At 58.1% G+C, this 12911-nt stretch carries 9 protein-coding genes; 2 read left to right on the top strand and 7 right to left on the bottom strand.

Going from position 1 to position 12911, the window contains the following annotated elements; all coding sequences use genetic code 11:
• Window positions 1-97: 97 nt before the first annotated feature.
• Window positions 98-1225, top strand: a complete 1128-nt coding sequence (locus ACFDAU_RS04505) for a 3-deoxy-7-phosphoheptulonate synthase (protein WP_413438820.1) — start codon at window positions 98-100, stop codon at window positions 1223-1225.
• 403 nt (window positions 1226-1628) lie between these two features.
• Here the strand turns inward: ACFDAU_RS04505 and purT are convergent, their stop codons facing one another.
• The 4 genes from purT to ACFDAU_RS04525 form a co-directional block, all read right to left on the bottom strand.
• Complete coding sequence (gene purT, locus ACFDAU_RS04510) at window positions 1629-2831, bottom strand: formate-dependent phosphoribosylglycinamide formyltransferase (protein ID WP_413438821.1); 1203 nt, start codon at window positions 2829-2831, stop codon at window positions 1629-1631.
• Window positions 2832-2988: 157 nt separating this feature from the next.
• Complete coding sequence (locus ACFDAU_RS04515; protein ID WP_413438822.1) at window positions 2989-4323, bottom strand: DUF2201 family putative metallopeptidase; 1335 nt, start codon at window positions 4321-4323, stop codon at window positions 2989-2991.
• A 7-nt stretch (window positions 4324-4330) separates the two neighbouring features.
• Window positions 4331-5389: an AAA family ATPase gene (locus ACFDAU_RS04520; RefSeq protein WP_413438823.1), complete on the bottom strand. Its 1059-nt coding sequence runs from the start codon at window positions 5387-5389 to the stop codon at window positions 4331-4333.
• Between the two features lie 8 nt (window positions 5390-5397).
• On the bottom strand, window positions 5398-6273 hold the full coding sequence (locus ACFDAU_RS04525) for a hypothetical protein (protein WP_413438824.1): 876 nt from the start codon (window positions 6271-6273) through the stop codon (window positions 5398-5400).
• A gap of 129 nt (window positions 6274-6402) precedes the next feature.
• Between ACFDAU_RS04525 and ACFDAU_RS04530 the strand changes: the two genes are divergently transcribed.
• Window positions 6403-6942, top strand: a complete 540-nt coding sequence (locus ACFDAU_RS04530; RefSeq protein WP_413438825.1) for an NUDIX hydrolase — start codon at window positions 6403-6405, stop codon at window positions 6940-6942.
• A 99-nt stretch (window positions 6943-7041) separates the two neighbouring features.
• On the opposite strand, the gene ACFDAU_RS04535 is transcribed toward ACFDAU_RS04530, so the two are convergent.
• The 3 genes from ACFDAU_RS04535 to ACFDAU_RS04545 all read right to left on the bottom strand — a co-directional run bounded on the left by ACFDAU_RS04535 (window position 7042) and on the right by ACFDAU_RS04545 (window position 12910).
• Window positions 7042-8181, bottom strand: a complete 1140-nt coding sequence (locus ACFDAU_RS04535; RefSeq protein ID WP_413438826.1) for a GGDEF domain-containing protein — start codon at window positions 8179-8181, stop codon at window positions 7042-7044.
• Window positions 8182-8267: 86 nt separating this feature from the next.
• Window positions 8268-9824, bottom strand: a complete 1557-nt coding sequence (locus ACFDAU_RS04540) for a hypothetical protein (RefSeq protein ID WP_413438827.1) — start codon at window positions 9822-9824, stop codon at window positions 8268-8270.
• A 224-nt stretch (window positions 9825-10048) separates the two neighbouring features.
• Window positions 10049-12910, bottom strand: a complete 2862-nt coding sequence (locus tag ACFDAU_RS04545; RefSeq protein ID WP_413438828.1) for an EAL domain-containing protein — start codon at window positions 12908-12910, stop codon at window positions 10049-10051.
• Window position 12911 lies beyond the last annotated feature (1 nt).

The following is a 12911-nucleotide window of genomic DNA, read 5'->3' on the forward strand; positions in this document are numbered from 1 at the left end:
TGTTTTCATCCGATTGACAGATCAAATCGGGGCGGGACGGCTCATCCATCAGCCGGGTTAGGCTACAATCGTGCTTTTATCGAATGGCGTGTAAAGCATGATCCTCATCCTCACTCCCAATACCCGCTCGGACAGTGCTGCTTACCAGCAGCTCATGAGCTATCTGGACAAGTTGCCGGGTATCCAGTATCGCGTACATGAAGAGCAGGGCGCGACGCAACTGCTCACCGAGATTTACCTGATCGGCAGCACCGCCGGGCTGGCAATGGACTACATGCAAAGCCTGCCGGGGGTAGAGCGCGCGGTGCGGGTATCCGAAGAATACCGCGTACTCGGACGCCATCAGGCCAATGACCCGCGCCCCAGCCATTTTGAATACAACGGCGTGCGCTTCGGCCAGGACAACCTCAATGTATTCGCCGGACTGTGCGCGGTGGATAACCGCGAGCACGTCGAACAAATGATGAAGGTACTGCGCGACAATGGCCAGGTCTGCACGCGCATGGGCGCCTACAAGCCGCGCACCAATCCCTATGCGTTCCAGGGGCACGGCAAGGACTGTCTGCCTTACGTATTCGAGCTGGCCGGCAAATACGGCATCAAGGTCATCGCCATGGAGATCACCCATGAGTCGCACATGGCAGAGATTTTCGAGGCGCTGCACCAGACCGGCGACCCCACCGGCGTGATGCTGCAGATCGGCACGCGCAATACGCAAAACTTCGAGCTGCTCAAGATTGTCGGACGCCAGCAGCGCTTCCCGGTGCTGTTGAAGCGCGGTTTCGGCATTACCCTGGACGAATCGCTCAATGCCGCCGAATATCTGGCCAGCGAAGGCAATCGCAAAGTCGTGTTCGGCCTGCGCGGGATGAAAACGAATATGGGCGACCCGCACCGCAACCTGGTGGACTTCGCCCACGTGCCGGTGGTCAAGCGCCTGACCCGCATGCCGGTGTGCATCGACCCTTCTCACTCGGTCGGCACGCGCGCAGCCGGACCGGACGGCATGCTCGACATCACCCATGTCGTGGCGCAAGGCGTCATCGCCGGCGCCAACATGATCCTGGTGGACTTCCATCCGAACCCCGCGTCCGCGCTGGTGGATGGGCCGCAGGCGTTGACACTGCCAGAGCTGCCGTATTTTCTCGAAGACGTGGCGATCGCGCGTGAGGCGTATGAGAAACGCCTGGCGTTGCGGCAAAACTATATGGGGCAGGCTGAATAGCCCTTCATCTTTCGTGCACACGCATGCTATTTGAGCAGGCGGGGTCGCCAGAAGGCAACGGTAATGGCAAAGCGTGTCATAAAACGCTACTGCCCCGTCTTCTCTCCCGAAAACGCCGAATATTGGTCGGTACGTGTCGTCCCCTAACGGCATGCGCGCCGCCGAGGTCAAGCGCCGCCTGCAGGATATACAGAAGGGCGTCTTCCGCACGCTCGTGGGTGACGCCGAACTTGCCGCCTCAGCCAATGCGTCGACAAACTCGCCAAAGTGTTTGTCCAGGCCTCGCGCGGCGCTGTATGGCCCGAATCCCAGCCTTACTGTCAACGGTTAAGACGGGACAGCTAATAAAAACCTGGCCACGCTTCTTTTACGTCATACGCGTTTGAATTTCTGATCTAACGGGTTACCGGACTGCCACAGGCTTGATCCGGCTGGCAGACAATTTGGCGCGATCGCGGGCGATGTCGGTGGTCTCTGCACAGGCTAATGCCACGCCCATGCGCCGTCGTGCAAACGCTTCGGGTTTGCCGAACAATCGAATATCGGAACGCGGTACGGCGAGCGCTTCAGCAATGCCATCAAACGCGATACCGCTGGCCTCCATGCCGCCATAAATCACCGCGGAAGCACCCGGTTCGCGCAGGTGTGTGTCCACCGGCAGGCCGAGGATGGCACGAGCATGCAACTCGAATTCGCTTTGATACTGGCTGCACATGGTCACCATGCCGGTGTCATGCGGGCGCGGCGACACTTCCGAGAACCACACTTGATCGCCTTTGACGAACAATTCCACACCAAAAACACCGCGCCCGCCGAGGCTGTCGGTGATTTTTTTGGCAATCTCCTGCGCGCCTGCCAAGGCTGCCGCAGACATCGCCTGCGGTTGCCAGGATTCGACGTAGTCTCCCTTCACCTGCAGGTGGCCGATCGGCTCGCAGAAACAGGTTTCAACCTGACCCGATGCGCCCACTGCGCGGACCGTGAGCAGGGTGATTTCGTAATCGAAATCAATGAAGCCCTCGACAATCACCCGGCCTTGATCCACGCGCCCGCCGCTGGCGGCAACGTCCCACGCGCTGGTCACGTCAGCCGGGCCGTCCAGTCTGCTTTGACCCTTGCCGGAAGACGACATCACCGGCTTGACGATGCATGGATAGCCGATGCCGGCATCGATCGCCGTTTGCAATTCGGCCACGCTGTTGGCAAAGCAGTAGGGTGATGTGGGCAAGCCTAATTCTTCGGTGGCCAGGCGACGAATGCCTTCACGATTCATGGTGAGCTGGGCGGCGCGTGCAGTGGGAATGACTTCACACAGCCCGCTGCGTTCGATTTCCACCAGCGCATCGGTGGCGATGGCTTCAATTTCCGGCACGACCAGATGAGGACGCTCCTGCTCGATCAGGGTGCGCAAGGCAGCGCGGTCGGTCATGTCGATCACATGCGCCCGGTGTGCGACCTGGTGGCCGGGTGCATTGGCATAACGGTCCACAGCGATGGTTTCCACGCCGAGGCGTTGCAGGGCGATGATGACTTCCTTGCCGAGTTCGCCGCTGCCGAGGAACATGACGCGGGTGGCGGAAGGGGAGAGCGGGGTGCCGAGTTTCATGGTGTGTGCTTTCAGAAAAAACTTTTTGCTGTGGAGATCACGGAGTACATGGAGGAAAACCAGGGTAATCAGCCTGACCGAACAAGATCGCATGGTTTGATTTCGGTTTTCTCGATGTGCGCTGTGACCTCCTGGGCTAACGAATGGGGTTGGTAAATCAGTTCAATTGTACCCGCTCGCCCCAGGGGACTGGCGCTTTGCCCTTGACCAGCCACAGCACCGGGTAGTCGGGTGCGTACTCGGGAAATTCGCCTTCGGCATCGGTGAAATACACCAGCAAATCGGGGCGTAGCTGCTCGGTGGCAACCCATTCAAACAGTGGGCGGAAATCCGTTCCGCCGCCGCCCGCGAAGCCGTCCGGCAACGTGATCGACTCCCATGGCTCAAAGCGCCACGGGCCGGTTTCAGCCAGGCGCTCGTCGCAGGCATGCAGGGTCACCTGGGCGTTGACCTGGCTCTTCAATGCATTGATCTCGGCGGCGAATTCGTGCATCTCGGTATCACTAATCGAACCGCTGGTATCGAGCACGGCAATGAGCTGGATGCGGCGGCTGTACAGGCTGGGCAACAGTGCTGCACCCTCGCGTCGCGACACGCGCTGGAAGCTGTAGTCCTCGCGCGCCGAATTCATCAGGTAGCGCGCCAGCAGCGTGCGCCAGGGCAACCGGGGAGCGATGAGTTCATCGACCAGGCGCAGCCAGGATTCGCCCAAGCGCCCGGCCATGCGCGCCTGTTGTGCGGCCGAGGCCAGATGGCCGCGCCATTGCTGGGCCAGTTCTTCACGCTGGGTAGGTGTCATGTCGTCCATGCCGGGGCCACCGTGCGGACTGGATTTCGCGCGCGGTTGGGGTTGCCCCGGATTGCTGCCGTCGCCGCCGGGGGAGGGCCGGGGCGTGTCCCGGGTTTGTTCTCCGTCACCTTCTTCGGGCTGCCCGTCGCCTTCGCCCTGACTCTCATCTGCACTGTCTGCAGATTCGTGTTGGGTCTGGTCGTTATCTTGCTCGCCGCTATCGTTTTCGGTCTGGTCGAACAGGTGCTTGTCCAGGGTCTGTTCGCTGCTGTCCTCGGGAATCAGCGGGTAGATTTCCTCGGCGGACAGCCCCCGGTATTCGTCATTGGCGAGGATATTGGGCGGCGGTCGCAAGCCTTCCCCCAGTAACAGCAAATTGACTGCGTGGTCGCAGGCGATATTCCAGCGTTGTATCACTCGGTGCGAACGCCGCGCGAAGTGGCCCAAAGCGCAGTGCAGCGCTTCGTGGGCGAGGACGAACTGTGTTTGCGCCAGCGACAGGCGCTCGATGTAGGCCGGATGGTAGTAGAGTGCACGCGCATCGGTGGCGACGCTGTCGCAGGTTTTGGCATCGACCGGCTGTAATGGCAAATGCATCACCAGTGCGCCCAAAAATGGCCGCTCCAGGATCAGCCGGGTGCGAGCGGCGGAGAGCTTGGTGGCGATTTCGTTGGGAGCGGGCATGTCTGGTTCAAACGCCATGCCGGATTCAGCGCATCGGCGACCATTGCAGGTCGTAGAGCATCAGATCGGTGATGGTGTTGGCCCAGTCCTCGAATTCCGGCACCGCAAACAGCGGTTTACCGATCGAGCGGTGCATGTCGGTGACCAGCATTACACCCATTTCGCGCTGCGGGAAGCGCCGCGCATAATCGAGAATATTGCCGAACACACGGTTGGCTTCCAGGGTTTCGCGCGCCAGCACGGCGCGGCGCACCAGCGCGGCCGCCACGCCGTATTGCAGGTCGATGCCTTCCGGCACGTCGGCGGCCCGGCCGGCGAGGATGGCTTCGATGTCGGGCAGGCGCGTCATGTTGTCGATGAAGGTTTTGAACTCCACACCGGCGGCCTGCCCCACGCAGGCTTGCAGCGCATCCAGCATCAGATCGGGCGTGTCGCGGAATTTTTGCAGCGCGCGATGGGCGTACTCCCACGAGCGCGGGCTCGGGAAGGCAACCGGGTTGTGTGCCGGGTTGAAGCTGAACAACAGGTCGGGGCGGAAACGCAGAAAGCCGATCAGGCGTTCGTCCATGCCTGCCGTGTGCGCCCACGCCACCCAGTCGTCCAGATGGGCCTCGACCTCGTAGTGGGTAAAGCGGTTGGCCAGGGGTGCGGGCATTGCGTAGGTCACGCCGCGGTCGCCCTGGCGGTTGCCGGCGGCGAAGATGGCCCAGCCTGCCGGCACGCGGTAATCGCCCAGGCGCCGGTCGAGAATGAGCTGGTAGGCGGCGGCTGACACACTGGGCGGCGCCGAGGTGATTTCGTCCAGAAACAATATCCCCGCTGCGCCGTGGCGATCTGCATCCGGCAGCATGGCAGGGATCGACCACTCGACCAGGTCACCGCTGCGGAACGGGATGCCGCGCAGGTCGGTCGGCTCCATTTGCGACAACCGGATATCGATCAGCGGCACGCTATGAAGTGCGGCGATATGCGCCACCATTTGGGATTTCCCCACCCCGGGCGGCCCCCACAGCATCACCGGCGTGTGATGCCGGGCACTCGCGAATTCACGGTCGAGAATGGTGAGAATGTGGGCTGGGCGCATGGCGTGTCCTAACGGGTTGAAGGGGCGGCTTGGGTTAAGCGGGCGGCGACCAGCGCGGCGTGCATGCGCGCCGGGTTGGTGATTTCAGGTAACACGCGGTAGACCTCAAGCAATTGTTCCGGATTGTGCAACGCGGCGTCCTCAAGCCGCAATCGGGTGGCGCGAGACAGGCCCGGTTGGGTGAGCAGCAGGCTGGCGATCCAGTGGTGATATTCGCGCACCAGTTCGCGCTGGACCGGCTGCGGCCAGCGCTCCCGCACCGGCAATTCGGGGAACACTCCGCTAGCTAACAGGCGTCCGATCCACGCCGGGTCCAGCCGCAAACCGACGTCGAGGCCTTCACCGCTCCCATCCGGGTGACGGCGAAACCATTGTGCGGCCGGCAGCGGACGCGCTGCTTCGTTGATCTGACGCGCCAGCACGTCGCGGTGTTTCACCGGCCAGGCGCGCGGGTCACGTTTGGCGTCGGCTTCCGCCAGGCAATCGGCGCTGAAGCCTGTGTCAGTCAACACAAACGGGTACCAGGTCGGGTCGCCGACCTTATCCGGCGCCGCATGCGCGCGCTGGGTTTTGAGCAGGGCCAGCGGCAAGCTGCGGGCTTTGTCCAGCAGCCAGAGCTCCAGCGTATCCTCGGCTGTGAAAGGCAGCGGCGGATGGTTTTCAAGCGCCGCAATAATAGCCGCCGCGTGCTGGCAACTATTGAGCATGCCCCCTTCGCCCTCGATCCATTCGCCGGACGGCCAGTAGCGGTTGTACGGGTTTTTGCAATGCACCTGCCAGCTGTGCCCGTTGGTGCTGTAGGCCAGCGCACAGCCGATATCGACGACAAACAGCATGCCGCGATAGGGTGAGAGCTGGCGAATGGCGTAATAGTCTGCGTGCACGAAGGTGGCGTGGCGCTATGTATGATTTTTCTGGGACAGGTATAACGATAACAGGTTCCTGTATAAAGCCAAGCTAGCCGCCGCGGACGATTTTTGTTAAGTTCACGGGATATTTATTGGAAAGCCATCATGAAATTTTGCAGTGAATGCGGCAGCGATGTGATCCACACCATCCCCGACGGCGATAATCGTCTCCGTCATGTGTGTCTCCAGTGCAATACGATCCATTACCAGAATCCGAAAATGGTGGTGGGCTGCCTGCCCGAATGGGAAGACAAGATTCTGCTCTGCAAGCGCGCTATCGAGCCGCAATACGGGCTATGGACGCTACCCGCAGGCTTCATGGAGAACAACGAAACCACCCAGCAGGGAGCTTTGCGCGAGACCATGGAAGAGGCGGGCGCCCGCGTCGAGATCGAACACCTGTTCACGCTCTACAACCTGCCTTATATCAGCCAGGTGTACCTGATGTTCCGTGCGCGTTTGCTCGATCTGGATTTCGCTGCGGGCCCGGAAAGCCTGGAAGTCAGGCTATTCAGCGAGGACGAGATTCCCTGGGATCAAATTGCGTTCCGCACCATTGAGCAAACCCTGCGGCTGTATTTTGCCGACCGTCGCAATGGTGCATTCGGCTTTCATATCGGAGATATAGAACGCAGGAATCGTTAATGATGGGGTGGCAGTAATTACGCAAACGGGAAGACAGCAGTGTGAATTGGCCGCGACGTTTTTGGACAAGGAAAAGCATCAACCACTGATCGCTCTTATTCATGCATTGATTGCGCATTGCCTGACTGGCCCCGAGGGGAGAACGGATGGAAAAAACGTTATCTTTTTTTCTCCGCTTTTTTTGGAGAGATACATAGCCGAGTCGGCCTGCCCAAGCAGGTCTTCGGCAGAGATGCATTCACCTTCCGTACCGGAAAATATGGCAATCCCTACGCTTGCGGAAACCCCATATTCCCGAGAATCGTGAATTGCCTGATGCTCCGCTGAAGTATTGTTTCTGTGTGCGTCCGAAGAAATTCTCGTCGCTTCGACTTCAGTAATGATCGTCTCAGCAAGGATGGACGCATCCGAAGGCATTTTCAGACCTTCTGCCAGGACGATAAATTCATCGCCCCCCAGACGGATAAACGTGTCGCCTTTCCTGAGTCGTTCCCCCACCTTTTTTGCAATACTCTGGAGCAAGCGATCACCCGCTGCATGTCCGGCTTCGTCATTGACCTCCTTGAAGCCATCCAGATCCAGGTAGATGAGCGCCATAGATTGCCGGTGTCTAGTGGTGCGCGCCATGGCGGCATCCACTCGCATTAGCAGTTCGCGCCTGTTCAACAGGCCGGTCAGCGGGTCATGCGAGACGATGTGGGCGAGCTCTTTTTGCGTATCCTCGAGCGTCTTGATTAACTTCGCCACGTAAGGAGGAATCAAATTCAAGCCAATAATCACTCCGACGCCGACCGTCCACATCTCGCGCCAATAAGATGAAAATATAATCACACTGGTGAATCCTAGCGTGCCTATCAGGTTGGACAAATACATGTACTGCCTGCCGAACCGGATGCCGTTTCCAATAGAAACCCATAGGGCAACAAAATGGAAATAGGAAGCTGATTCACCTCCCAGGATGGCAATTCCGGCAACAAAGGATTGATCGGCGAATATCGCAAAAACCTTCCTTGGGTGATGGTGTGCGTCAGGCTGCAATCTGATCCAGAAACATTGTCCGACGGCAAACACATAATAAACCGCCATCAGGATTAGCCCAGGCCGATGGATAGTATGTTGGAAGGAATTGATGAACAGCATTAACAAAAAAATGCTGCTGGTCATTATCAGGCGGACCGACGACTGGGTGCGCTCATGATTATTCATTGTCGCACCTGATCCGGGTTTTTTATTCAGCATGACGAATTACCGAAAAGGAAACTAATTTCAGGATGTGTTGCGCAAGTATTCGAATATTTGGCAGTTATCCTGATATTTTTTCAATTTCAACATGTCTCGTTAAGCACGTTGACCTGCTCCAGGCTGCTCATTTCGATATGGCATCGTGTCAGGATGTTGAAATTCAGCAACAGCCAGTCGTCGCTGCGACCCTGCTCATGGGTGATGCGGACTCTGTAAATATAATTGCCGTCCAGCATGTCGTAAATCTGCGTGGGGGCGATGCTCATATCGCCGACTACCAGTGCGCTGCTGAATCTGCGCCCATCCTGTTCAGGCAGAAAAATACAGCGTATTGGCACACAATCCACAGGCGGACTGGTCAAACTGAAAATGCTTTCCGACATCAGATGATCGACACCATGCAAGGCCACCATTCTGGGCGCTGAGCCGAGCCGTTCTGCACCCAGCTTGATCGGATGGTCGAGTTGCGTATCGATCCAGCGTACCGCGGCAAGCACCGGAGGGTGCGTTTTTGTCCCGGTACGCAGACTGATCAATGCGCCATGGTCGGGAATGACGAGGGGGGTGCCATAGTGAGTCAAGCCATAGCCGTCTTCACCTTCATCCTGCATGATCCACGGCTCGAATTGAGCAGGGAAAGCAGCGTCCGCACCGCTCAGGGATTGCAGTACATGCTCGAATCCGCATACCACAAGGGCCGACGTGTTCTGCTCGAGGCGTGGTGCATGACGTTGCGGGCCGCTGCGATTGAGAATGGCGCGGATGTCATCCAGTAAACCGGGCACATCGGCTTCATTTTTGATGCCGTCGAGCGAACTCGGCGGAGGATTGATCAATTGCGCGCGGGTGATTTCCAGCGCGGTCAGCACGCCTTGCATCGACCAGTAACGTAGCGCGTTGCCTTCCACTGGTTGCTGGCCGATATGGCACAGCGGCGCATAGCCAGCCAAATCGAGCCAGTGCGTATGGACTTGCCTGTCGAGTTGCTGCGAGGGTTGTAACTGACGGCACCAGGTTTGGATCCAGTATGCCGCCAACTCGATTTTCCAGGGGCATAGACCGACAGGATTGATCAGGTTGAGCAGCAGAATGTGAGCATAGATATGGACGCAGCTGGCTTCGGTGTTGTTGCCGAGTTTCAGGCTGCGCTCGGCAAAGCCATTGCATTCGGCAATGGCGTAAAGCGCATGCACATTGCGCCAGGCATCCGACGTGGGTGTTTCATAGCGCAAGTAACGCCACTGGATCAGCTTGCCCTGATAGTGCAAGGCGAGCAGTGTAATTGTGGGCAGTTGCTGCGCCAGAACGGGTTGGTTGCGGGTGGCGGCCTTGACGAAACTCTGGTATGCCAGTGCAAGTTGCCAGTAAAAAGCAAAGATTTCCTGCCACAGCGATTTTCCCGCGTAGCGGAAAGCTGTCTGATTTTTCAGATATTGCGTCACCATGCCTTCTTGCAGCGCGCTGCCGGCATGGCGCAGTGCCGTCAAGATGTGAAGTCTGCGCTCATCCAGGTCGTCGCCGGACAGATTGAACTGATTGAGTGCCTCCACCACCATTTGGTGGGCTTCGTATTCATGATGAAACTGCAGTTGTTCCACCCAGCGCCGCGTGCTGTGCAGGGTCGCGAAAGGCGAACGCACCTGGCGAGATCCTGGCAAGCATTTTTGGAATATTTTTATAATTGAGCTCATTGCGATGCGGCTAAGGGGTTATTTCCCGTAATTCAGCACGATATATGCCAGCCAGCGAGTTACCGGCAAGGCGGGGAAAAGCTTGTATGCAGGGCGTTGGGTGTTGCGGAGACGTAATGGGTAGGCGAAACCCGGACACTGATGTCAGGATGCTGACATCAGTCCATGTCGCGTCAGGCGATCAATCCGAAAACCGGATCGGGTTTGCCGATGTGATAGCCCTGGGCGTAATCGACGCCGTAATCGCGCAACAACTGGACGATCTCGGCGTTCTCGACAAATTCGGCCACGGTCTTTTTGCCAAAGCCGTGTGCTGCCTGTACCAGGGTTTTGACGAACAACTGGTCGTCGGTACTGGTAGCGAGATTGCGGATGAAGGAGCCGTCGATCTTGACGTACTCGACCGGAAGCTGCTTCAGATAATCGAACGAGGCAAATCCTACGCCGAAATCATCCAGACTGAATGCGCAACCCAGTGCGATGACTTTTTCCATCAACACGCGTGCCGAGGCCATGTCTTCCACGGCAGCCGTTTCGGTGATCTCGAAGATCAGGCCTGCCGGGTTGATGCCCGAACTGTTCAGCTCGTCCTGCAGCAGTTCGAGCCAGCGCGGATTGCTGAAACTGCGCCCGGAAAGATTGACAGACAGTTTGATATCGGGGGTCTTGAGCTGCAATTCGGCCAGCGCGGCGATCGCTTTGTGCAGTACCAGCCGATCAATGCCCCGGATCAGGCCGGTGGTTTCGGCGACGCCGATAAACTCGATCGGCATGAACAGGTCGCCGGCCGGGTTGTGCATGCGTACCAGCGCTTCGTAATGACTCACCTGGTTGTCGGATAATGAAAGTATGGGCTGGAAATAAAGTTCGAACTGATCGTCGGCCAGCGCTTGCTCGATTTTGTCCACCCAGTACACCCGATTGAGCACACGCTCCATCAGGCCTTCGTCCGGGGCATACAGATGCAAGTTGCCACGACCGCTCTCCTTGGCGCGGAACAGTGCCAGATCGGCATTGGCCAGCAGTTCCTGGGCGACCGTACCGTGTTCGGGAAACAGGGTGATGCCGATACACGCAGAAACCTTGTGGCTGAGCGGCACTTCCGCCAGCGTGATCATGGATAAACTGTGCTGGATGTGGCGCGCCAACTGTATGGCGTGCTGGGCATCGAGATGATTGAAGAATACGCCAAAATCATCGCCCCCCAGTCTGCCGATCAACGCAGGGGTGGGAAGCAGACCCTGCAACTGGCTCGCTACGGCATGCAACACCTGATCTGCTGCGGTGTGTCCGGCCGTATCGTTGAGCGACTTGAACTCATCCAGATCAAGATAAATCAGCGCTCCGTTGAATTGTGTTTCGGTGTGCGAGAGAATTTCCTGCAGCATTTCCTGGAAGCGATGGCGATTGTATAAGCCGGTTAACGGGTCGTATTCGGTCAGGTAGCTGGCTTGTTTTTCGACGCGATGCAGTTCTGTGATATCCAGGCCCACCGATAAAATTGCTGCATCATCGGGGTTTTCCGCACCGAGCGATGAGTGAATCCAGACCACATCGCGCGATTCGCCATTCTTGCAGCGTAGCGCGGTTTCCTGGCGCAAACTGGCCCCATCCGAATGCAGCAGCGCCGACAGTTCACGGTTGGCGTCCATTGCCTGTTTGGGCTGGCTGAAATAATCCGTCAGTTTGGCGCCGCGCAATTCCCTGTAGTCGAAGCCGGTCAATGCCAGCATGTAGGCGTTCGCCATCAGGATGCGGCCCTGGCTATCCTGGGTGACGATGATCATTTGAGCGGTATCCAGCAGCCCGGAGACAAAGTCGCGTTCACGCGACAGCTGCCGCACCAAATTGTCGAGCTCAGTGCTATGGGAATGATTTTTTTCCTGTAGAGCTTCCAGCCGGTCCGCCAGATCCAGCGCACTGGCGTTCAGCGTGTCGAGTTCATCGTGCAAGAGATTCCGGCGCCGAGTTTTTTCCAAACGGGAGCGCACTACTTCGAATTCTCCGCGACCTAGCAAAGGCAGGGCTTCCGCGGTGCGCTTCAGGTGACGCATCGGGATCCATAACAGCACCAGAAGCATCAGTTCCGAGATGATCAATCCGACCATGCCGATGCCCGCGCTTTGCCATGCCACCGCGTGCAGGTGCTTGAGATCCTGGGTACGGTCAAAGATTACCGCCATGGAAGGATTGCCGATGCTGGCGCCAATAATGATCGGCACCGGCAGAATTTCGTATTGTCGATCCCGGTACGATACGCTGATGCGCTGATTGACCCGGATGTCGCGTGGCTGGATGCTCTGCAGTATCTCAATGCTTTGCAGGCCGCCGGATGCGGCCAGTACCCGGCGGTTGAGAGCAGGTACCTGGGGTTGCCTGGAACTGGCCGGCAGGCCGCTGATGTTGGGCGCGAGTACGGCCAGGGCCATGTCGCTGCTGGCGATACGCTGGAATGACAGCACCGCATCAACAAACGAGGCGGCCACGGCGACGGCGGCGACGGAGTATCCATTGTCGAGCACCGGTATGATGAAATAGTAAAGGCAGGAGGTCGTACATGCCAACAGACGTTGTGGATGTTCATCGGCTATAACCTGTCTGACCTGCGCTGATAAAGCGGCCTCATCCACTTGCGTGGAGTTTTCTTTCCAGCTGGCGAACAACTGCCCGTCGGGTTTGAAAAACAGCACCTGTTCCAGGCCGCTGTTGAAGTGCAATGCGTCCCAGTAGCGCTGATAGTAGAGCTGTAGCGCCGTTTTATCGCCATTGACAACAGCGCCGTGGACATCGCTCAGATTGGGGATCAGGTTGGCGGACATCTCCAGTTGGGTACCCAGCTGGGTAATGACTTCTGCAGCGAAACGCCGGCTTTGCGCCTCACTTGCCTTGTGAGCCAGTTCAAACTGGGCACGCTGACCGTTGTAATTAATGTATGACAGCGAAGCATTTACCGCGAGCAATACCAGACTGAGCGGTATGATGATTTTCCACCTGAGGCTGAAAAAACGCCTGGATCTGCTGGCTGGAATGGCCATC

It is taken from the genome of Sulfuriferula sp. GW1 (assembly GCF_047300855.1).
Taxonomy (GTDB): domain Bacteria; phylum Pseudomonadota; class Gammaproteobacteria; order Burkholderiales; family Sulfuriferulaceae; genus Sulfuriferula.

Excerpts from the sequence above, each read along its gene's own strand:
- ACFDAU_RS04545 (WP_413438828.1), bottom strand. The coding sequence starts at position 12,910 with ATGGCCATTCCAGCCAGCAGATCCAGGCGTTTTTTCAGCCTCAGGTGG.
- ACFDAU_RS04515 (WP_413438822.1), bottom strand. The coding sequence starts at position 4,323 with ATGGCGTTTGAACCAGACATGCCCGCTCCCAACGAAATCGCCACCAAG.
- ACFDAU_RS04535 (WP_413438826.1), bottom strand. The coding sequence starts at position 8,181 with ATGCTGAATAAAAAACCCGGATCAGGTGCGACAATGAATAATCATGAG.
- ACFDAU_RS04530 (WP_413438825.1), top strand. The coding sequence starts at position 6,403 with ATGAAATTTTGCAGTGAATGCGGCAGCGATGTGATCCACACCATCCCC.
- ACFDAU_RS04505 (WP_413438820.1), top strand. The coding sequence starts at position 98 with ATGATCCTCATCCTCACTCCCAATACCCGCTCGGACAGTGCTGCTTAC.
- purT (WP_413438821.1), bottom strand. The coding sequence starts at position 2,831 with ATGAAACTCGGCACCCCGCTCTCCCCTTCCGCCACCCGCGTCATGTTC.
- ACFDAU_RS04520 (WP_413438823.1), bottom strand. The coding sequence starts at position 5,389 with ATGCGCCCAGCCCACATTCTCACCATTCTCGACCGTGAATTCGCGAGT.